The sequence below is a fragment of the Curtobacterium sp. PhB170 genome (assembly GCF_003752345.1).
Classification (GTDB): domain Bacteria; phylum Actinomycetota; class Actinomycetes; order Actinomycetales; family Microbacteriaceae; genus Curtobacterium.
In genome coordinates, this window is record NZ_RJUM01000010.1 from 284,897 (window position 1) to 304,516 (window position 19,620).

Below are 19,620 nucleotides of genomic sequence, written 5' to 3' on the forward strand. Positions count from 1 at the left end.
GAAGGATCGGGGTCAGCCGATGTAGGACATGACGTGCTTGATGCGGGTGTAGTCGTCGAACCCGTACTGGGACAGGTCCTTGCCGTAGCCGGAGTGCTTGAAGCCGCCGTGCGGCATCTCGGCGACGATCGGGATGTGGGTGTTGATCCACACGCACCCGAAGCCCAGGTCACGGGCGAAGCGCATCGCCCGCGAGTGGTCGGTCGTCCACACCGAGCTCGCGAGCCCGTACTCGACGTCGTTCGCGGCGCGCAGTGCTTCGTCCTCGGTCGTGAAGCGCTGCACGGTCTGCACGGGACCGAACACCTCTTGCTGCACGATGCGGTCGGTCTGGCGCAGGCCGGACACGATCGTGGCCTGGTGGAAGTAGCCGACGTCGCCCTGCCGCCCGCCGCCGAGCTCGATCGTGGCGTGGTCGGGCAGGGTGTCGACGAAGGACCGGACCTGGGCGAGCTGGTTCGCGTTGTTCACCGGGCCGAAGTACGGGGTGGTCGTGTCGGCGCCGGTGGTCGCGGTCGCACGTGCCGAGGCGGCGAGCGCCGCCACGAACTCGTCGTGGATGCCGTCCTGCACGAGCACCCGGGTGGCGGCGGTGCAGTCCTGCCCGGCGTTGAAGAACCCCGCGGCGACGATCCCGGCGACGGCGGACGGGATGTCGGCGTCGTCGAACACGATCACCGGGGCCTTGCCGCCGAGCTCGAGGTGGGTGCGCTTCAGGTCGCCGGCGGCGGCGCGGGCGACCTCCATGCCCGCGCGGACCGACCCGGTGATGGACACGAGCTGCGGGGTGGGGTGGTCGATCATCGCGGCGCCGGTGGTGCGGTCGCCGACGACGACGTTGAGCACGCCGGGCGGCAGGAACTCGGCGGCGACCTCGGCCAGCAGCAGGGTGGAGAGCGGGGTGGTGTCGCTCGGCTTGAGCACGGTGGTGTTCCCCGCGGCGAGCGCCGGGGCGAACTTCCACACCGCCATGTTGAGCGGGTAGTTCCACGGGGTGACCTGGGCGACGACGCCGATGGGCTCGCGCCGGACGAACGAGGTGTGGTCGGCCATGTACTCGCCGGCGCTGCGGCCCTCGAGGTTGCGGGCGGCTCCGGCGAAGAAGCGGATCTGGTCGACGGACAGCAGGATCTCGTCCTCGACCAGGGTGGCCCGGGGCTTGCCGGTGTCGAGGGACTCGAGGTCGGCGAACTCCGATGCCCGCTGCTCCATGGCGTCCGCGATCCGGAACAGCGCGAGCTGCCGTTCGCCGGGGGTCGTGCGGCGCCAGGTCGCGAAGGCGGTGCTCGCGCTGGTGAAGGCCGCATCGACGTCGGCAGCCGTGGACACGGGGGACGTGCCGTAGACCTGCTCGGTGGTGGGGTCGACCAGGTCGAACCGGGTGTCCGTGCCCGACTCGACGAACGACCCACCGACGAAGTTGCGCACCTCGTGCGTCGTGGTCACCGTTTCCGTCGTGTCCAGCATGGCGGTGATCCTGACACGGATTCCGGCGGCGCGGAAGACGGATTCGGAGGTTGTGGAGAACCGTAACAACGGAAATCGTCGCGAAACACGGTGTTCACAACGGAATCCCTTGCGCGCTCCGAGCCTCGCTGCCATGCTGTCCGGCATGGCGGCAGCACCACGACGTCCGGGACCGATCGACGACACCTCGAAGCGGATCATCGAACAACTCCAGGCGGACGGCCGCCGTCCGTACGGCGAGATCGGCAAGGCCGTCGGTCTCAGCGAGGCGGCGGTCCGGCAGCGCGTCCAGAAGCTCACCGAGACCGGCGTCATGCAGATCGTCGCGGTCACCGACCCGATGCAGCTCGGCTTCCACCGGCAGGCGATGATCGGCATCCGGGTCAGCGGCGACACCCGAACCGTCGCCGATGCCCTCGAACAGCTGCCGGCGGTCGACTACCTCGTCATGACCGCCGGCAGCTTCGACCTGATGGTCGAGGTCGTCTGCGAGGACGACGACGACCTGATCGAACTGCTCAACGGCACGATCCGGGCCATCCCGGGCGTCGCCGGCACCGAGACCTTCGTCTACCTGCAACTCCGCAAACAGCTCTACGACTGGGGAACGCGATGACCATCTCAGACCAGACGACCGGACAGCCCACGCGGCTCCACTCCTACGACCCGTTCGCCCCGGTCGACGACGCCGACCTGCAGCGGAAGTCCCGGGACCACCTGTGGATGCACTTCGCCCGACACGGCGCGAACCAGGCCGGTGCCGACGTACCGATCATGGTGCGCGGCGAGGGCCACCACGTCTACGACAGCCACGGCAAGGGCTACATCGACGGGCTCTCCGGCCTGTTCGTCGTCGCCGCCGGCCACGGTCGGAAGCGCCTGGCCGAGATGGCCGCGAAGCAGGCGGAGACGCTGAGCTTCTTCCCGATCTGGTCCTACGCGCACCCGGCGGCCATCGAGCTCGCCGACCGCCTGGCCGAGCACGCCCCCGGCGACCTCAACAAGGTCTTCTACTCGACGGGCGGCGGCGAAGCGGTGGAGACCGCCTTCAAGCTCGCGAAGTACTACTGGAAGCTCCAGGGCAAGCCCATGAAGCACAAGGTCATCTCGCGCGCGGTCGCCTACCACGGCACCCCGCAGGGTGCCCTGGCGATCACCGGCATCCCGGCGATGAAGCAGATGTTCGAGCCCCTGACGCCCGGTGGGTTCCGGGTGCCGAACACGAACTACTACCGCGCCGAGGAGATGGGCTTCCCGGGCGGCACCGAGGAGCAGTTCGGCTTCTGGGCGGCCGAGCGCATCCGCGAGATGATCGAGTTCGAGGGCCCCGACACCGTCGCGGCGGTGTTCCTCGAACCGGTGCAGAACTCCGGCGGCTGCTTCACCCCGCCGCCCGGGTACTTCCAGCGGGTGCGCGAGATCTGCGACGAGTACGACGTCCTGCTCGTCTCGGACGAGGTGATCTGCGCCTTCGGCCGAATCGGCACCATGTTCGCCTGCGACACCTACGACTTCGTGCCGGACATGATCACGTGCGCGAAGGCGATGACCTCGGGCTACTCCCCCATCGGCGCGACCATCATCAGCGACAAGCTCTTCGAGCCGTTCTCCAAGGGCGACATGACCTTCTACCACGGGTACACGTTCGGTGGGCACCCGGTGTCGGCCGCCGTCGCGATGGAGAACCTCGACATCTTCGAGGAAGAGGGCCTGCTCGCGAACGTGCGACAGAACGCCCCGCTGTTCAAGGCCGAGCTCGACACCCTGAAGGACCTGCCGATCGTCGGTGACGTCCGCGGTGACGGCTACTTCTACGGCATCGAGCTCGTCAAGGACAAGGCCACCAAGACGACCTTCGACGACGACGAGTCCGAGCGGCTGCTGCGCGGGTTCCTGTCGAAGGCCCTGTTCGACGCCGGGCTGTACTGCCGGGCCGACGACCGCGGTGACCCGGTCGTGCAGCTCGCTCCGCCGCTGACCATCGGGCAGCCGGAGTTCCGCGAGATCACCTCGATCCTGCGGAGCGTCCTGTCCGAGGCCTCGTCGAAGATCTGACCGTGAGCGGCTACCGGGGCGTCTCGTTCTGGCTCGACCAGCTCGCGTCCACCGGACGCGACGACCTGGCGCCCCGGCCACCGCTCGACGGCGACACGACCGCGGACGTCGCGATCGTCGGCGGTGGACTGACGGGTCTCTGGACCGCCTGGTACCTGCACCAGGCCGACCCGGGCCTCCAGATCGTCGTCCTGGAACGCGAGATCGCCGGGTTCGGCGCCTCCGGTCGCAACGGGGGCTGGTGCTCGGCGCTGTTCCCGCGCTCCGCCGAGTCCGTCGCGCGCGAGCACGGCCGCGACGCCGCACTCGCGCTGCGCGCAGCGATGCGCGACACCGTCGACGAGGTCGGCCGTGCAGCGTCCGAAGCCGGGGTCGACTGCGACTACGTGAAGGGCGGCACCGTCCTCTACGCACGGTCCGCCGTGCAGGAACGCTCGGCGCACGACGAGGTCGCCTCGGCGGCCGAGTGGGGCGACGCCATGACCTGGCGCCCGGCGCGATCCGGCGACGCCGCCGGATCGGCGGGGGTCGCGTGGACCCCGGACTGCGCGCGGGTGCAGCCCGCAGCACTGGTGCGTGGCCTGGCGGCCGCCCTGGAGGCCCGGGGCGTCCGGATCGCGGAGCACACGCCCGCCTCGTCGTGGGACCACGGGCATGTGGTCACGTCGCGTGGGACCGTCACGGCCGGCGCGGTCGTCATCGCGGTCGAGGGGTACGGCGCACAGCTCGAACAGACGAAACGGCGGATCCTGCCGCTCTACTCGCTCATGATCGCGACCGCTCCGCTGCCCGCGGCGGTGTGGGACCGCATCGGCCTGGAGCACGGGCAGACGTTCTCCGACTACCGGCACCTGCTCGTGTACGGCCAGCGCACGGCGGACGACCGACTGGCGTTCGGCGGACGCGGGGCCCGTTACCACTGGGGTCCGCGATCACCCCCGGCTACGACCGGGTACCACGCGTGTTCGAGCACCTACGGCGTTCCCTGGTGGAGCTGTTCCCCGCCGTCGCCGACGCCCCGATCACCCACACGTGGGGCGGCCCGCTCGGGGTGCCGCGCGACTGGTGCGCGTCCGTCACCTGGGACGGGCACGTCGGCACCGCCGGCGGCTACGTCGGTGACGGACTCTCCACGACGAACCTGGCCGGGCGGACGCTCGCCGACCTCGTGCGCGGGGTCGCGTCGCCGCTCACCGCGCTGCCGTGGGTGAACCACCGCTCACCCGACTGGGAGCCCGAGCCACTCCGGTTCCTCGGGGCGAACGCCGGGCTCGTGGCGACCGACCTGGCCGACCGCGAAGAAGCCCTGACCGGACGGCCGAGCCTGGCCGCGCGGCTGATGGCACCGTTGACCGGAGGGCACTGATGGTTGCACTCGATGCCGACGTCGTCGTGGTGGGGGCCGGGGTCGCCGGGCTCGCTGCTGCCCGGGCACTCGCAGTCGACGGCCAGCGGGTGGTCGTGCTCGAGGCCCGCGACCGGATCGGCGGCCGAACCTGGACCGACACCGCGCTCGGCGTGCCCGTGGACCTCGGCGCCTCGTGGATCCACGGTGTCGACGGCAACCCGCTCTGGGCCCTGGCTCCCCGCTTCGGCATCGAGACCGTGGAGTTCACCGTCGGGAGCTTCCAGTTCGACGGCCGGCCGATCGCGTGGCACGGCCCCTCCGGCGCACCGCTGTCCGCTGCGGAGGCGTCGGCGTTCGTCGCGGACCTGCACACCGTCGACGCCGCCCTGGACACCGTCGTCGCACACGCTCCACCGCCCTCGACGTACGCGGCCGCCGTCGACACCGTGCTGCGGTCCCTGCAGTGGCAGGGCGACCGGGCCGCGCGGGTCCGCGAGTACATGGCCCACCGCTCCGAGGACCTCTGCGGCGCACCCGTGACCGTCCTCGACGCCCGCGGCCTCGAAGAGGAACACGTCCCCGGCGACGAGGTGGTGTTCCCCGGCGGCTACGCGCAGTACGCCGCCGCCCTGGCCGAGGGGCTCGACGTCCGGCTGTCCGCGGTCGTGCAGTCGGTGACGCAGTCCGCGACGGGTGTCGTGGTCGGACTCGCCGACGGATCGTCGGTCACGGCGGACGACGTCGTCGTGACCGTCCCGCTCGGGGTGCTGCAGGCCGGTGACGTGACGTTCGACCCGCCGCTCGCCGAGGCGGTCACCGGTGCGATGGGCCGGCTCGGGATGGGGGTCTACGACAAGGTGTTCCTGCGGTTCCCGGAGCGGTTCTGGGGCGAGTCGTGGGTGGTCCGCCAGCAGGGGTCGGCCGGTGTCGACTGGCACTCCTGGTACGACATGTCCCGCGTGACCGGAGCGCCGGTACTGGCCGCACTGGTCGGCGGGACCGGCGCCCGGCGCCTCGAGACCCTGCCGGACGCCATGATCGTGGAAGAGGGCATCGGCGGCCTGCGGCGGATGTTCGGCCCGTCGGTCCCCGAACCCGAGGCGTTCCGGATCACCCGGTGGGCCGACGACCCGTTCGCACGAGGCTCCTACTCGTACCTGCACGTCGGGGCGTCACCGGACGACCACGACCTGCTCGGAGCGCCGTCCGGCCGGGTGCAACTCGCCGGCGAGGCCACGTGGGGAGACGACCCGGCGACCGTGCACGGCGCGCTGCTGTCCGGACTGCGGGCGGCCGGGCGGTTGCTCGGCTCCGAGGTCGAGCCGCTCGTGCTCGCGACGCCCGTCGGCGGCTGATCCGCTCAGTCGAAGGCGGGGGTGTCGACCGAGCACGTCACGGGCTCACCCGCCGCAGCGGTCTCCGTGGCGATCTCGCGCTTGCCGTCGAGCAGGATCCGGCAGGTCGCCGTCGCACCCCGCGCCGGGGTCGCCCGGACCGAGGCGCGCTGCTCGGCGAGGACGATCGACTCGTGCTCCCAGGTACCCGTCTTCTGCGTGCTCGTCTCCTCCGTGCTCGTCTTCTGCGTGCTCGTCTCCTGCGTGCCGAGCCGGTGCACCTCCGGGGCGTCGCCGCGCTTCTCGGCGCCCTCGACGCGCACGTCGGTGAGCGCGGCCCCGCTCGGCTGGTCGACGCTGACCTCGTAGGTCACGGACCAGGCATCGCCCGTCTGCTGCTGGACGAAGCTGCACCCGGTCGCGAGCACCGCGACGGAGCCGGCGACCACAACGGCGGCGAGGAGACGGACGGTGGGACGGTTGCGTTCGGACATGCCATCAGCCTGCGCACCGAGCGCCCGCGGATCGTCCCCCGGGCGACGCGACCCCGTGCGACGACGGATCGATCCCGGGTCCTCCGAGCGGTTGACATCGGCTCCGTCCGCCCTGGCGGTCAGTACCGTCGACCCGGCGTCCGCGCAGGTCCTGTTCAACGTGCTGCTCTTCGTGCCCCTCGGTGCTCTCGCCCGGCACGCGGTCGCCCGGAGGCGCGTGTTCACCGGCCTGCTCGCGAACACCACCGGCGCCGTGGTCGGCACGCTCCTCGCTCCGCTCGTGGGACTGCTCGCCGGGTCGGGGCGGGCCACCGACGCGGACGCCCCGCGCCCGGTCACCGCGGTGTGGGCGACCCGCGGCCGGCGCGGGTTGGCGCTCGCGGTGATCCGGGCGGACGTCGAGGACGACCGGGTGCCGGCGCGCGTCGACTGAGCGGCTCCCGACGGGTGCCCCGCGCCGGCAAGAGCGCGGGACACCCTGGGCTCAACCCTTGCGCCACACGTCGTGCAGGAACCGGGCCAGGGTCACGAGCAACGTCGCGATCCCCAACCACGGCACCTGACGGCGTCGACGCGGTTCGTCGTCGGAGGACATCCGAACCACCTTCCGTGTCAGCGCCGGCGGACACGAAGAGCAGGGGCCGAGGGACGTGCGACCCGACGGTGATCGAGTTACACTTGTTCCGAGTTCAAGCTCGGGACGCGTTCTGTCCCTCGTTCTCCACTCGGAGAGCAAATCGAAGCCCATCGCTGTTTGCCCAGCGGTGGGCTTCATCCTTGCTCGGGCCACGCTCCGGCGGTGACGCGGCCCGCCACCAGCCTACTGATGTTCCAGGTGCCGGTGAGAGTGACACGGCTGCCCTGCTGACCGGACCCTCACGGGTCGCACGGGCCCGGAACGATGTTCGAGTGCCACACTCGGAGCCGTGACGACGACGCGGACCACACACCGGCACGAGCACCGCGCGCCGGTGGCGATCGCCGTCCTGGTGAACCTCGGGCTCAGCCTGTTCCTGCCGAGCGAGGTGCTGTTCTTCCCGTCGTGGGTGGTCCCGGTGCTCGGCGTCCTGCTGCTGATCCCGCTCGTCGTCTTCAACCCGCGACGACTGACCCGCGAGACGACCTGGTCGCGGTGGGTGTCCTTCTCGTTGGCGATCCTGCTCACCGTCGCGAACCAGCTGACCGTGGTCCGGACGATCGAGGTGCTCCTCGGTGGCCAGGCCGACGGCGGTGCCGTGCTGCTCACCGCCCTGCAGGTGTGGGTGAGCACGATCATCGCGTTCGGGCTCGTGTACTGGGAGCTCGACCGGGGCGGGCCGGTGGCCCGACGGCGTCCGGAGCTGTGGACGAGTGACGAGGCAGACTTCCAGTTCCCACAGGAGACCGACCCGAAGACCGCTGCGTGGCGACCGGTCTACCTCGACTACCTCTACGTCGCGATGACGAACAGGGTCGCGTTCAGCCCGACGGACACGATGCCGATGACCGTGCGCGCGAAGATGATCATGGCCTACCAGGCACTCGGCGGGTTCATCCTGCTGGCCCTGGTCATCTCGCGCGCGGTCAACATCATCAGCTGAGGTCGCTCAGGAGCCGTGTGCTTCCTCCGACACCGGCTGCCACTCGCGCCAGGTCGCCAGGCGGGACGCGTAGTCCTGCTCGGCGATGCCGAGCGGCGCCTTGCCGAAGAAGACGCGCAGGGGCGGCTGCTCGGCGTCGACGACCTTCAGGATCGCCGAGCGGGTCGCCTCGGGCTTGCCGGGGTCGGCGGCCGACGGGCGCTTCGACGCGGCCTCGCGGACGTCGGCGTAGGCGGCGATCTCGTCGCTCTTCTTCGACGACGGTCCGGACCAGTCGGTCGAGAAGCCGCCCGGCTCGATGAGCGTCACGTGGATGCCGAAGCCGGCGACCTCCTGCGACAGGGACTGCGACAGCCCCTCGAGCGCCCACTTCGACGCGTGGTAGGCGCCGACGGTCGGGAACGCGCTGATCCCGCCGATGCTCGAGACCTGGATGACGTGCCCGGAACCCTGCTCCCGCATGATCGGAAGCGCGGCCTGGGTCACCCAGAGCGCTCCGAACAGGTTCGTCTCGAGCTGGGCGCGGACGTCGTCCTCGGTGAGTTCCTCGACCATGCCGAAGTGGCCGTAGCCGGCGTTGTTCACGACGACGTCGAGCGAGCCGAAGTGCTCCGCCGCGCGCTGCACGGCCGCGAAGTCCGCGACACGGTCGGTCACGTCGAGCTGCAGTCCGAGGAACGTGTCCGGGTACTGGTCGACGAGTGCTTGCACGTCGTCGGTGTCGCGGGCCGTGCCGGCGACGGAGTCTCCACGTTCGAGGGCGGCTTCCGCCCACTCGCGGCCGAAGCCCTTCGACGCTCCGGTGATGAACCAGGTCTTGCTCATGCTGTCTCCTCCTGAGATCTGACGCGATCAGGCAACGCTCCCCGCTTCCGTGGCACCTGGAGGTCCGGGTGACGGACGCGGCAAGCGGACACCAGCGGACCGCGACTCAGGGTCGAGGTGCCGCGAACTCCAGGTTGACGTCGTCGGGGTCCTGCACGGACAGGATCACCAGGCCGAACGGCGGCAGGTCGGTGACGTCGCCGTGCTCGATGCCGGCGGCGTCCAGCCGCTCGACGGCGGCGTGCAGGTCGTCGACGGACCCGACGCGGAACGACACGTGGTCGAGGCCGACTCGGTCGGGATCGAACCGGTCCTCGGCGGGGGCGACCGGTCGCAGGCCGAGCGTCTGCCCGCCGAACGTGAACGAGCACCCGCCGTAGGTCCGCCACGGGTCGTCGTGGATCGTCGGGTCATCGATCTGGTCGCTGAAGTCACTGCCGGGCGACATGCCGAACAGCTGCTCGTAGAAGGCCTTGCTCCGGCGGATGTCCGTGACCGTGAGGCGCACGTGCGAGAAGCCGAGCGGCGTGACGATGGGTTCACTCATCACCCCACCCAACTCCCCCTGGGCCTTGCGCTCATTGACCATGCGATCAACAATGGCGGGATGGACGTCGTCATCGCTCCCCCGCACCCGTCTCCGCTGCACCAGGACACCGGCACCCCCCGCCGCACGACCCGCATCGCCCTCGTGCAGGTGCGTTGGCTCGCGGACCCCGCTGCCCACCGCGCACTGCTCGCCGACGGCATCGCCACCGCCGCGGCCAACGGCGCCGCGGCGGTGTTCCTGCCCGAGCTCACCCTGCGCCGCTACCCCGGCGACACCCCGGCCAGTGGTATCCCGAAGGACCTCGCCGAGTCGCTCGAGGACGGCCCGACGGTCACCTTCGCCCGGGCACAGGCGATCGAGCACGGGGTGTTCGTCCACGCCTCGCTGTACGAGCGCCCTGCCGACGACGACCAGCCCGACGACCCCCGTGGCTACAACACCGCCGTCCTCGTCGCCCCCGACGGCACCCTGGTCGGCCGGACCCGCAAGACCCACATCCCGATCAGCGCCGGCTACTACGAGGACACGTACTTCCGCCCGGGGACGGACGACGACGCCTTCCCGGTGTACGAGCCGGCGGGACTCGGCGCACGCCTCGGGCTGCCGACCTGCTGGGACGAGTGGTTCCCCGAGGTGGCCCGGTCCTACGGCCTCGCCGGGTCCGAGGTCCTGGTCTACCCGACGGCGATCGGCTCCGAGCCGACGTTCCCGGACTTCGACACCGCCCCGATCTGGCGGCAGGTCATCGTCGCGAACGGCATCACTGCCGGCCAGTTCATGGTGGTTCCGAACCGGTGGGGTGACGAGGGCGACATCACCTTCTACGGGTCGTCCTTCATCTCGGACCCGTTCGGCCGCGTCCTCGCCGAGGCACCGCGTGACGCTGACGCGGTGCTCGTGGCGGACCTCGACCTCGAGGCCCGGACGGAGTGGCTCCGACTGTTCCCCTTCTACGTGACCCGTCGCCCCGACCTCTACGCGGGGATCGTCGCCCCGGTCGACGAGGACCGCCACGCGTACGGCGCACGCGATGCGATCGACGCGGCCATCGGGGTGGCGGCGACCGACGCCGGACCGGAGGTGCGCGCATGACGTGGGTGATGCCTCCCGAGACAGCCCCGCAGGAACGCAGCTGGATGGCGTTCCCGCGCCCCGGCCTGACGCTCGGTGACGACGCGGCGAGCGCCGAGGCGGCGCGACGGACGTGGGCGACCACCGCCAACACGATCAGCGAGCACCAGCCCGTCACGATCGTCGTGGACCCGGTCGCGCGAGCCGACGCTCGTCGCCTGCTGTCGACCGCGGTCGAGGTGCTCGAAGCGCCCCTCGACGACTTCTGGATGCGCGACATCGGGCCGACGTTCGTCGTCGACGACGTGACCGGCGAGCTCGGCGCCGTGGACTGGGTCTTCAACGGCTGGGGCGCGAACTCCTGGTCGACGTGGACCCGAGACGCCGAGGTCGCCGCCACGGTCGCCGCCGCCGCCGGTGCACATCGGATCCCGTCGCTGCTCGTGAACGAGGGCGGGGCGATCCACGTCGACGGCACGGGCACGGTCCTGGTGACGGAGACCGTGCAGCTCGATCCGCGACGGAACCCGTACGCCGACCGCGAGCGCGTCGAACTCGAGCTGGCCCGGACGATCGGCGCGACGGACGTGGTCTGGCTGCCTCGCGGCCTGACCCGTGACTACGACGGGTTCGGGACCCGGGGCCACGTCGACATGGTCGCGACGTTCGCGGGCGCGCCGAGCGGTACCAGCGACACCAGCGCCACCAGCGCCACCACGGCCTCCCGCACCGTCCTGCTGCACGCGCAGCCCGACGCCGGCCACCCGGACCACCTGGTGATGCCGCAGATCCGTCGGGCGCTCGAGCAGGCCACGGACGCGACCATCGTCGAACTGCCGGCCCCGTTGACCCTGACCGACGACGACGGCCCGGTCGACTGGAACTACGTCAACCACGTGGTGGTGAACGGCGCCGTGATCGCCTGCGCGTTCGGTGACGCCGTTGCCGACGACCGCGCCCGCGGCATCCTCGCCGACGTGTACCCGGGTCGTCAGGTGCGTTCGATCGACGCTCGTCAGGTCTTCGCGCGCGGCGGCGGCCTGCACTGCATCACGCAGCAACAGCCGGCGGTCTGAGCCATCGCCGCGGTGTACAGCGGCTGCCCGACGTCTGTACACCGCGGCCGGTCCACCCAGCACTCGCACATCGGTATGTTGCTCCGAACCAGTCCGGGCGACGCTGCCCAGCCCAGCTCCGGCGCTGCCCATCCCCCGACCCAGCAGGGAAGTCAACGCACATGGCATCACCGACCGCGGTCCCCGCACCGACAGCTCCGGCAACTCCTGCGCGCGGCGGTTCCCTGAAGCGGAGCCTCGGACTCTGGGCGATCGTCGGCCTGGGCCTCGGCTACATGACCCCGACGGTGGTGTTCGACACCTTCGGCATCGTCTCCGGGCAGACCGACGGCGCCGTGCCGAGCGCGTACCTGATCGCGTTGGTCATCATGGCCCTGACGGCGATCAGCTACGGGAAGATGGTCCGGGTCTACCCGGCAGCCGGCTCGGCCTACACGTACGTGCGGGAGTCGATGCACCCGAACCTCGGGTTCATGGTCGGCTGGGCGTCCCTGCTCGACTACCTGCTCCTGCCGATGGTGAACGCCCTGATCATCCGGCTCTACCTGGAGCAGGTGTTCCCGGCACTGCCGTCGTGGGTGACGGTCGTCGTCTACACGGTGTTCGTGACGACGGTGATCTGCCTGTCGATGCGGGGCACGTCGAACCTCAACATGGTGCTGCTCATCGGCGCGATCCTGGCGATGATCGCGTTCGTGGTCTTCACCGTCATCGAACTCGTCCACGGTGCCGGCGCCGGCACGATCGCGAGCACCGAGCCGTTCGTGCACGACGGCGTGACGATGTCCGCCCTGCTCACCGGTGCGACAGTGGTCTGCTTCTCGTTCATCGGCTTCGACGCCGTGACGATGTACACGGAAGAGGCGAAGTCGATCCGGATCATGCCGAAGGCGATCATGCTGACGGTGCTGCTCGGCGGCGCGATCTTCCTGGTGTCCGCGTACTTCGCGCAGCTGCGGTTCCCGACGAACACCCCGTTCGGCGAGTTCACCGACGACCCGCTCCCCCAGAGCGGCCTGCTCGTCGGTGGCCCGGTGTTCCAGGCGGTCCTGGTGTCGGCCGGCTTCGTCGCTGCGCTGGCGTCGGGGCTCGCCTCGCACGCGAGCGTCGCCCGCATGCTCATGGTGATGGGCCGGAACAACGTCCTGCCGAAGCGGGTGTTCGGCTACGTCAACCCGCGCACGCACACCCCGGTGTTCAACGTCGTGTTCGTCGGCGCGGTCACGCTGCTCGCGATGAGCTTCTCACTCGACACGATCTCGTCGTACATCAACTTCGGCGCGCTCGTGGCCTTCACCTTCGTCAACGCGAGCGTCATCGTGCACTTCGCCGTCCGGCAGAGCCGTCGCCACACCGCGGGTGACCGGTGGAAGTACATCGTCCTGCCCGGCCTCGCGATGGTGCTGACGGGGGTGCTCTGGTCGCAGCTCCACGCCGACGCACTGATCGCAGGAGGAGTGTGGGCCGCGATCGGCTTCGCCTACCTGCTCGTCATCACGAAGGGCTTCCGGGTGCTGCCGAAGAGCTTCGACGAGAACCAGCCGGTCACCGGCGTGAACAAGCAGCTGACCGACCAGGCCTGACCCACCACGAGAGGACGCCATGTACGCCGTCACCGACCCCACCACGGGCACGACCCTCGAGACGTTCCCGACCATCACCGACGACGAGCTCCGGGCAGCGATCGCTGTCGCGGACCGCGCCCACCGCGAGCGCACCAGCAGCGTCGCGGACCGCGCGGCCCTGCTCCACCGCGTCGCGGACCTGTACCGGGAGCGTCACGCCGACCTCGCCGCCATGATCGTGCGCGAGATGGCGAAGCCGATCGACCAGGCCGAGGGCGAGGTGGACTTCTGCGCCGACATCTACGACTACTACGCGGACCACGCCGAGGAGTTCCTCGCCGACCAGCCGATCACCCTGGCCGACGGCTCCGAGGGCAGCGCCTTCATCCGGAAGTCGTCGATCGGCGTGCTGCTCGGCATCATGCCGTGGAACTTCCCCGCCTACCAGATCGCCCGGTTCGCCGGTCCGAACCTGCTCATCGGCAACACGGTCCTGCTCAAGCACGCACCGCAGTGCCCCGAGTCGGCCCTGGCGATCGAGCGGATCTTCCACGACGCCGGGTTCCCCGAGGGCGCGTACACGAACGTCTTCGCGACGAACGACCAGGCCGCCGAGGTCATCGCCGACCCACGCGTGCAGGGCGTCTCGCTGACCGGGTCCGCCCGCGCCGGTGCCGCCGTCGCCGAGATCGCCGGCCGGAACCTCACGAAGGTCGTGCTCGAGCTCGGTGGGTCGGACCCCTTCATCGTGCTCTCCACGGACGACCTCGACTCCGTGGTCGAGTCCGCCGTCACCACCCGCCTCGAGGGCAACGGGCAGGTCTGCAACGCCCCGAAGCGCTTCCTGGTGGTGGACGACCTGTACGACGACTTCCTGGCGAAGTTCACGACGGCCATGTCGGCGGTCTCCCCGACCGACCCGTCCGTGCCCGGCGCCGAGCTCGGCCCGCTGTCGTCCCCGACCGCCGCGGACCGCCTGCAGGAGCAGCTCGCGTCCGCCGTCGCGCAGGGAGCGACGGTCGTCACGGGCGGCGACCGCCGGGGCAACGCCTTCGTGCCGACGATCCTCACCGACGTCACGCCGGACAACGACGCGTACCGCGAGGAGTTCTTCGGCCCCGTCGCCGCCGTGTACCGGGTCGCCGACGAGGACGCCGCCGTCGCACTCGCCAACGACACCCCGTACGGCCTCGGCTCGTACCTGTTCACGACCGACGCCGACCAGGCGCTCCGCGTCGCGGACCGGCTCGAGGCCGGCATGGTCTACGTCAACATCGTCGGCGCGGACAGCCCCGAACTGCCGTTCGGCGGCGTCAAGGCGAGTGGCTTCGGCCGCGAGCTCGGCCCCCTGGGGGCCGACGAGTTCGTCAACAAGAAGCTGATCCGCATCGGCTGACGGACGCGAGACGCCGTCGTATCGCGCCGACGCCCCCGAAGACGGCGGCGTCTCGAACGCATGACGGCGTCCGAAGCAGACGCCGGCGTCGTGTACAGGGCCAGGTCGTGTACAGGGCCACGAGCGGACGGGAGGCGCGGCGCCAGCTGGCACCGCGCCTCCCGTCCGTCTGTCGTGCGTCCACAGCGTCGCGTGCGAGACGCCGTCGTCTCGCGCTGACGCCGCATCGTGCACGAGACGCCGCCGAATTCGGCGGCGCCTCGTGCACGTGGGGGTGTCTTGCGAAGACGCCGGCGTCCCGCGCCGCCGCCGCGCCGCCGCTCCTACTGCGGGTCGGCGGGCTCGCCGCCGGAGTCCATGTCGCTGTCCTGCTCCGGGTCCTTCGTCGCGTCGCCCGTGGGCGACCCGTCGGGCAGGTCCTCGGTGTACTGCGCTTCGACCTCGCTGGGGTCGCTGGATCCGTTCGCCGTCGTGTCGCTCATGGCCCGGACGCTACGCGCGGTCGACGCTGCACCCGTTCAGACGGACGAGGCGGCAGCGCCGGAGCCGGCGGCGACCGGGGTGACGGCCAGGATCTCGTCGGCGACCTCGCGCCCGATCCGCACCGCCCCGTCGACGTGCTGGTAGCCCTGCCCGGCCAGGTCGCTCGACGCGAACCGGATCGGGCCGACGGCTGCACGCTGGTCGGCGCCGTAGCGGACGAGCCCGCCCAGGTCGAAGCTCGCCGCGTAGGCGCCACGGGTCCACTCCTCGGTGCCCCAGTCGCTCTCGTAGTAGACGACCGGGCGCAGGGCCTCGTCGCCGTAGTAGTGGGCGAGCGAACCGAGCACCCGGGCCTTCCGTTCCTCGGCCGACAGCGCGAACAGGTCGTCCGCGTGCTGGTCGGAGACGAACCCGACGAGCGTGCCCTGCTCGGAGCCGTGCTCGGTGTTGTCGTACGCCTCGTGCACGACCTCGTACGGGCTGAACGCGGTGCCCGAGAGCCCGGCGCCGCGCCAGAACGGCCGGCCGTAGACGGCGTGCACCTTGATGACGAAGCCCATCGACAGGTGCTGGTGCAGCTGGTGCTGGCGACGGGGCAGCGGGGGTTCGTACGAGATCCGCGAGTACAGGGGCGGCGGCACGGCTACGAGCGCCTGCCGGGCGGGGACCTCGATGCCGCCGTCGGCGAGCGCGACGACCCCGTCGTCGGTCCAGCGGAGGGTGCGCACCGGCGCGTTCAGGTGCACGGCGTCACCGAGGCGCTCGGCGAGCCGCTCCGACACCTGCTGCATCCCGCCGACGACGCGCTTGTCGAGGATGAAGTCGGCGTCGACCAGGTTCGTGAAGCTCCCGGCAGAGGCAGCCATCAGCAGGGCCTGCAGTGCCGAGAACGCGTGCGCCGGCTTGGTGAGCATGGCGCCGGCGATGAACAGTTCGACGTTGTCGGTGGCGACGCGGTCCGGGCTGAGCGCGTGCAGCCAGGCACGGAAGGAGACCTCGTCGAGTGCGGCGGCGTCCGGGGTCTCCCAGGGGCGCGCGGGGTCGACCGCTGCGACGTACTCGTCGACGACGGTCACGAGTCGCTCGATCTCGTTCGCCGTCGCCTCGGGCAGCGGGAAGATGTCGCCGGTGTACTCGGTGCGGGTGCCCTCGGCGTCGACGTAGACGCTCGAGCCCTCGCGGTACCGGTCGTACGTGTCGAGTCCGAGTTCGTCGAGGGTCTCGAGCAGTGCGGTCTGGTCGGGCGAGACCCACTGGCCACCGATCTCGAGCGTGACGCCATCGATGTCGTTCGTCCAGGTGCGGCCGCCCACGCGGTCGCGCGCCTCGAGCACCGTGACGGTCAGTCCCGCGGCGCGCAGGCGGTTCGCGGCGGTCAGGCCGGTGACACCGGCTCCGATGACGACGACGTCGCTCTCGATCATCGTGCTGCTCCTTCGGTGGTGGTGCTCCGGAACGGATCCGGGGTCAGCGTGTACATGGTCTCGAGGTACTCGGCGATGCCCTCGCCACCGCCCTCGCGGCCGAGGCCGGACTGCTTCACCCCGCCGAACGGGGCCGACGCGTTCGAGACGACCCCGGTGTTGAGTCCGAGCATGCCGGTCTCGAGCCGCTCCGTCAGGCGCTGGCCGCGGGCCGGGTCCTCGGTGAACGCGTAGCCGACCAGACCGTACTCGGTGTCGTTGGCGGCGGCCACGGCCTCGTCCTCGGTCCGGAAGGTCCGGATCGCCAGGACGGGTCCGAAGATCTCGTCGCGGAGCAGGTCGCTGCCGGGCTGCACGTCGGTCAGGACCGTGGGCGCGTAGAAGGTGCCGGGGCCGTCGACCGGGTGGCCGCCGGTGTGGAGCGTCGCCCCGCGGTCGAGCGCGTCGGTGACCAGGCGGTGCGCCTTGTCGACGGCGCGGTCGTCGATGAGCGGTCCGATGGCGACGCCGTCCTCGGTGCCGCGGCCGACCCGCATGGCCTCGACGCGTTCGGCGATCCGGCGCGTGAACTCGTCGACGACGTCCTCGTGCACCAGGAACCGGTTCGCGGCGGTGCACGCCTGCCCGGTGTTGCGGAACTTGGCGGCGAGCGCGCCCTCCACGGCCAGATCGAGGTCGGCGTCGGCGAACACCAGGAACGGGGCGTTGCCGCCGAGCTCCATGCTCGTCCGGAGCACGTTCTGCGCCGCCTGGGCGAGCAGCGTGCGTCCGACCGGCGTCGAGCCCGTGAAGGACAGCTTCCGGAGCCGGGGGTCGGCGATCACCGGCCCGGAGACGTCAGCGGCCCGCGTTGTCGGGACCACGTTGACCACCCCGGCGGGCAGACCGACCTCGCGCAGCAGGTCGACGAACAGCAGCGTCGTGAGCGGCGTGAGCTCGGCCGGCTTCACGACGACCGTGCACCCGGCGGCGAGCGCCGGTGCGATCTTCCGGGTCGCCATCGCCAGCGGGAAGTTCCACGGCGTGATGAGGAACGCGGGGCCGACGGGCTTGTGCGAGACGGTGGCACGGCCGGTGCCCTCCGGGTTGGTGCCGTACGAGCCGCCGATCCGGACCGCTTCCTCCGAGAACCAGCGCAGGAACTCCCCGCCGTACGCGACCTCGCCGCGGGCCTCGGCGAGCGGCTTGCCCATCTCGAGCGTCATGAGCAGCGCGAACTCCTCGCGGCGTTCCTGCAGCAGGTCGAACGCGCGACGGAGCAGCTCGGCACGGTACCGCGGCGGTGTGCTCGCCCAGCCCGTCTTGGCGGCTTCCGCGGCGTCGAGGGCGCGGACACCGTCTTCGGGGGTTGCGTCTGCGATGTCGAGCAGCGTCTCGCCGGTGGCGGGGTCGACGACGGCGAAGGTCCGGCCGTCAGCCGACGACTGCCAGGTGCCGTCGACCAGGAGGCCCGTGGGGACGCGGGCGAGCAGCTCGCGTTCGGCGTCGGTGCGGTCGGCCGCAGGGGCGGTGGTGGTGCCGGTGGTCATGCGGTTGCGAGTCCTTCCAGGACGACGTCGAGTCCCTCGTGGAGCAGGGCGTCGCCGATCGACAGTGGGGGCAGGAACCGGACGACGTTGCCGTACGTACCGGCGGTCAGCGCGATGACGCCGTGCTCGAACGCCGACCGCACCACCTTCCCGGTCAATGCTGCGTCCGGTTCGCCGGTCGCGGGGTCCACGAGTTCCATCGCGACCATCGCGCCGCGTCCGCGGACGTCACCGATCCGCGGGTCGGTCGTCTGCGCGGCACGGAGTCGTCCGAGCAGCACCTCACCGATCTCGCGGGCTCGGTCGATCAGCCCGTCGTGCTCGAACGCGTCGATCGCGGCGAGGGCGGCGGCGCAGGCGATCGGGTTGCCGCCGTAGGTGCCGCCGAGCCCGCCGACGTGCGCGGAGTCCATGATCTCGGCGCGCCCGGTCACGGCGGACAGGGGCAGACCGCCGGCCATGCCCTTCGCGGTCGTGACGACGTCCGGCACGATCCCCTCGTGCTCGCTCGCGAACATCGACCCGGTGCGCGCGAAGCCGGTCTGCACCTCGTCGGCGATGAGCACGACGCCGTTCGCCGTGGTCCACTCGGACAGGGCGGTGAGGAACCCGGGCGCGGGGACGACGAAGCCGCCCTCCCCCTGGATCGGCTCGATGAGCAGCGCAGCGGTGTTCGCCGCGCCGACCTGCTTCTCGATCTGGCTGATCGCGCGCTTCGCCGCCTCGGGTCCGGAGAGGCCGTCGTGGAACGGGTAGGACATCGGCACCCGGTAGACCTCGGGCGCGAACGGGCCGAAGCCGTCCTTGTAGGGCTGGTTCTTCGCGGTGAGCGCCATCGTGAGGTTCGTGCGCCCGTGGTACGCGTGGTCGAACACCACGACGGCCTGCCGACCGGTGTGCTTGCGCGCGATCTTCACGGCGTTCTCGACGGCCTCGGCGCCGGAGTTGAACAGCGCCGTGCGCTTCTCGTGGTCACCGGGGGTCAGCCGGTTGAGTGCCTCGGCGACCGCGACGTACCCGTCGTAGGCGGCGATCGTGAAGCACGTGTGGGTGAAGGCAGCGACCTGCTCGGTGACCGCGGCGACGACGGCGGGGTGCGCGTTGCCGACGCTGGTCACGGCGATCCCGGACCCCAGGTCGACGAACGAGTTGTCGTCCGCGTCCACGACGACCCCGCCACCGGCCGCGACGACGGCGATCGGCACGGCGACCCCGACCCCGGCCGCGACGGCTCCGGCCTTCCGAGCCATGAGCTCGCGTGATCGCGGGCCGGGGACGGCCGTGACGAGCCGTCGTTCCTGGGGCAGCGAGGGGCCGCCGGTGGGCGCACTGATCGAGGGTGCTGCGGTGGAGGACATGCGGCGATGGTAGGAGCCTGCGGTGACCACGGCGGCTGTCCACCGTGTACATCGAGGACCGGTCC

Annotated in this window: 19 protein-coding genes; 11 read left to right on the forward strand and 8 right to left on the reverse strand. The window is 71.0% G+C overall.

What is annotated here, in order from left to right:
• Positions 1-12: 12 nt before the first annotated feature.
• Complete coding sequence (locus EDF40_RS09185; protein WP_123339297.1) at positions 13-1,467, reverse strand: aminobutyraldehyde dehydrogenase; 1,455 nt, start codon at positions 1,465-1,467, stop codon at positions 13-15.
• A gap of 133 nt (positions 1,468-1,600) precedes the next feature.
• On the opposite strand from EDF40_RS09185, the gene EDF40_RS09190 reads away from it, so the two are divergent.
• Genes EDF40_RS09190 through EDF40_RS09205 form a run of 5 tightly spaced genes read left to right on the forward strand, consistent with a single transcriptional unit; the run spans position 1,601 to position 6,225 of the window.
• Positions 1,601-2,083 (forward strand): Lrp/AsnC family transcriptional regulator, encoded by a 483-nt coding sequence (locus EDF40_RS09190; RefSeq protein WP_035809531.1) that lies wholly within the window; start codon positions 1,601-1,603, stop codon positions 2,081-2,083.
• The gene (locus EDF40_RS09195) at positions 2,080-3,522 is read left to right on the forward strand and encodes an aspartate aminotransferase family protein (RefSeq protein ID WP_123339298.1); all 1,443 of its coding nucleotides are present in this window, start codon (positions 2,080-2,082) and stop codon (positions 3,520-3,522) included. The genes EDF40_RS09190 and EDF40_RS09195 overlap by 4 nt, the downstream gene beginning before the upstream one ends.
• A gap of 2 nt (positions 3,523-3,524) precedes the next feature.
• Positions 3,525-4,733: an FAD-binding oxidoreductase gene (locus tag EDF40_RS09200; protein ID WP_260212637.1), complete on the forward strand. Its 1,209-nt coding sequence runs from the start codon at positions 3,525-3,527 to the stop codon at positions 4,731-4,733.
• Positions 4,730-4,888: a hypothetical protein gene (locus EDF40_RS19485; protein ID WP_260212638.1), complete on the forward strand. Its 159-nt coding sequence runs from the start codon at positions 4,730-4,732 to the stop codon at positions 4,886-4,888. The genes EDF40_RS09200 and EDF40_RS19485 overlap by 4 nt, the downstream gene beginning before the upstream one ends.
• Positions 4,888-6,225: an NAD(P)/FAD-dependent oxidoreductase gene (locus EDF40_RS09205; protein ID WP_123339299.1), complete on the forward strand. Its 1,338-nt coding sequence runs from the start codon at positions 4,888-4,890 to the stop codon at positions 6,223-6,225. The genes EDF40_RS19485 and EDF40_RS09205 overlap by 1 nt, the downstream gene beginning before the upstream one ends.
• A gap of 5 nt (positions 6,226-6,230) precedes the next feature.
• Here EDF40_RS09205 and EDF40_RS18875 read toward each other — a convergent pair whose 3' ends face one another.
• On the reverse strand, positions 6,231-6,698 hold the full coding sequence (locus EDF40_RS18875) for a hypothetical protein (RefSeq protein WP_148053814.1): 468 nt from the start codon (positions 6,696-6,698) through the stop codon (positions 6,231-6,233).
• A 55-nt stretch (positions 6,699-6,753) separates the two neighbouring features.
• Here EDF40_RS18875 and EDF40_RS09210 point away from each other — a divergent pair, with 55 nt between their 5' ends.
• Together EDF40_RS09210 and EDF40_RS09215 are read left to right on the forward strand one after the other, a co-directional pair.
• Positions 6,754-7,131, forward strand: coding sequence for a hypothetical protein (locus EDF40_RS09210; protein ID WP_123339300.1), 378 nt, complete (start codon positions 6,754-6,756; stop codon positions 7,129-7,131).
• Between the two features lie 493 nt (positions 7,132-7,624).
• Positions 7,625-8,278: a DUF1345 domain-containing protein gene (locus tag EDF40_RS09215; protein WP_123339301.1), complete on the forward strand. Its 654-nt coding sequence runs from the start codon at positions 7,625-7,627 to the stop codon at positions 8,276-8,278.
• A 6-nt stretch (positions 8,279-8,284) separates the two neighbouring features.
• Here the strand turns inward: EDF40_RS09215 and EDF40_RS09220 are convergent, their stop codons facing one another.
• On the reverse strand, positions 8,285-9,103 hold the full coding sequence (locus EDF40_RS09220; protein WP_123339302.1) for an SDR family oxidoreductase: 819 nt from the start codon (positions 9,101-9,103) through the stop codon (positions 8,285-8,287).
• A 106-nt stretch (positions 9,104-9,209) separates the two neighbouring features.
• The gene (locus tag EDF40_RS09225) at positions 9,210-9,650 is read right to left on the reverse strand and encodes a VOC family protein (RefSeq protein ID WP_123339303.1); all 441 of its coding nucleotides are present in this window, start codon (positions 9,648-9,650) and stop codon (positions 9,210-9,212) included.
• Positions 9,651-9,710: 60 nt separating this feature from the next.
• Between EDF40_RS09225 and EDF40_RS09230 the strand changes: the two genes are divergently transcribed.
• From EDF40_RS09230 to EDF40_RS09245, 4 genes are all read left to right on the forward strand, one after another.
• The gene (locus EDF40_RS09230; RefSeq protein WP_123339304.1) at positions 9,711-10,745 is read left to right on the forward strand and encodes a nitrilase-related carbon-nitrogen hydrolase; all 1,035 of its coding nucleotides are present in this window, start codon (positions 9,711-9,713) and stop codon (positions 10,743-10,745) included.
• The gene (locus tag EDF40_RS09235; RefSeq protein ID WP_123339305.1) at positions 10,742-11,800 is read left to right on the forward strand and encodes an agmatine/peptidylarginine deiminase; all 1,059 of its coding nucleotides are present in this window, start codon (positions 10,742-10,744) and stop codon (positions 11,798-11,800) included. The genes EDF40_RS09230 and EDF40_RS09235 overlap by 4 nt, the downstream gene beginning before the upstream one ends.
• A gap of 161 nt (positions 11,801-11,961) precedes the next feature.
• The gene (locus EDF40_RS09240; protein ID WP_123339306.1) at positions 11,962-13,383 is read left to right on the forward strand and encodes an APC family permease; all 1,422 of its coding nucleotides are present in this window, start codon (positions 11,962-11,964) and stop codon (positions 13,381-13,383) included.
• Positions 13,384-13,402: 19 nt separating this feature from the next.
• Positions 13,403-14,761 carry an NAD-dependent succinate-semialdehyde dehydrogenase gene (locus EDF40_RS09245; RefSeq protein WP_123339307.1) on the forward strand — a complete coding sequence of 453 codons (1,359 nt, stop codon included), beginning with the start codon at positions 13,403-13,405 and terminating at the stop codon, positions 14,759-14,761.
• A 323-nt stretch (positions 14,762-15,084) separates the two neighbouring features.
• On the opposite strand, the gene EDF40_RS19200 is transcribed toward EDF40_RS09245, so the two are convergent.
• Genes EDF40_RS19200 through gabT form a run of 4 tightly spaced genes read right to left on the reverse strand, consistent with a single transcriptional unit; the run spans position 15,085 to position 19,555 of the window.
• Positions 15,085-15,243 (reverse strand): hypothetical protein, encoded by a 159-nt coding sequence (locus EDF40_RS19200; RefSeq protein ID WP_185002939.1) that lies wholly within the window; start codon positions 15,241-15,243, stop codon positions 15,085-15,087.
• Between the two features lie 36 nt (positions 15,244-15,279).
• Positions 15,280-16,668, reverse strand: a complete 1,389-nt coding sequence (locus tag EDF40_RS09250) for an NAD(P)/FAD-dependent oxidoreductase (protein WP_123339308.1) — start codon at positions 16,666-16,668, stop codon at positions 15,280-15,282.
• On the reverse strand, positions 16,665-18,197 hold the full coding sequence (locus EDF40_RS09255; protein ID WP_123339309.1) for an NAD-dependent succinate-semialdehyde dehydrogenase: 1,533 nt from the start codon (positions 18,195-18,197) through the stop codon (positions 16,665-16,667). Before EDF40_RS09255 ends, EDF40_RS09250 begins: the two co-directional genes overlap by 4 nt.
• Positions 18,194-19,555: a 4-aminobutyrate--2-oxoglutarate transaminase gene (gene gabT, locus EDF40_RS09260; protein WP_123339539.1), complete on the reverse strand. Its 1,362-nt coding sequence runs from the start codon at positions 19,553-19,555 to the stop codon at positions 18,194-18,196. Before gabT ends, EDF40_RS09255 begins: the two co-directional genes overlap by 4 nt.
• Between the last annotated feature and the right edge of the window lie 65 nt (positions 19,556-19,620).

Bases quoted from the DNA above. Each gene is read 5' to 3' on its own strand.
- EDF40_RS09250 (WP_123339308.1), bottom strand. From the start codon at position 16,668: ATGATCGAGAGCGACGTCGTCGTCATCGGAGCCGGTGTCACCGGCCTG.
- EDF40_RS09230 (WP_123339304.1), top strand. From the start codon at position 9,711: ATGGACGTCGTCATCGCTCCCCCGCACCCGTCTCCGCTGCACCAGGAC.
- EDF40_RS19200 (WP_185002939.1), bottom strand. From the start codon at position 15,243: ATGAGCGACACGACGGCGAACGGATCCAGCGACCCCAGCGAGGTCGAA.
- EDF40_RS09240 (WP_123339306.1), top strand. From the start codon at position 11,962: ATGGCATCACCGACCGCGGTCCCCGCACCGACAGCTCCGGCAACTCCT.
- EDF40_RS09235 (WP_123339305.1), top strand. From the start codon at position 10,742: ATGACGTGGGTGATGCCTCCCGAGACAGCCCCGCAGGAACGCAGCTGG.
- EDF40_RS09190 (WP_035809531.1), top strand. From the start codon at position 1,601: ATGCTGTCCGGCATGGCGGCAGCACCACGACGTCCGGGACCGATCGAC.
- EDF40_RS18875 (WP_148053814.1), bottom strand. From the start codon at position 6,698: ATGTCCGAACGCAACCGTCCCACCGTCCGTCTCCTCGCCGCCGTTGTG.
- EDF40_RS09185 (WP_123339297.1), bottom strand. From the start codon at position 1,467: ATGCTGGACACGACGGAAACGGTGACCACGACGCACGAGGTGCGCAAC.
- EDF40_RS09255 (WP_123339309.1), bottom strand. From the start codon at position 18,197: ATGACCACCGGCACCACCACCGCCCCTGCGGCCGACCGCACCGACGCC.
- EDF40_RS09245 (WP_123339307.1), top strand. From the start codon at position 13,403: ATGTACGCCGTCACCGACCCCACCACGGGCACGACCCTCGAGACGTTC.
- gabT (WP_123339539.1), bottom strand. From the start codon at position 19,555: ATGTCCTCCACCGCAGCACCCTCGATCAGTGCGCCCACCGGCGGCCCC.
- EDF40_RS09225 (WP_123339303.1), bottom strand. From the start codon at position 9,650: ATGAGTGAACCCATCGTCACGCCGCTCGGCTTCTCGCACGTGCGCCTC.
- EDF40_RS09220 (WP_123339302.1), bottom strand. From the start codon at position 9,103: ATGAGCAAGACCTGGTTCATCACCGGAGCGTCGAAGGGCTTCGGCCGC.
- EDF40_RS09195 (WP_123339298.1), top strand. From the start codon at position 2,080: ATGACCATCTCAGACCAGACGACCGGACAGCCCACGCGGCTCCACTCC.
- EDF40_RS09205 (WP_123339299.1), top strand. From the start codon at position 4,888: ATGGTTGCACTCGATGCCGACGTCGTCGTGGTGGGGGCCGGGGTCGCC.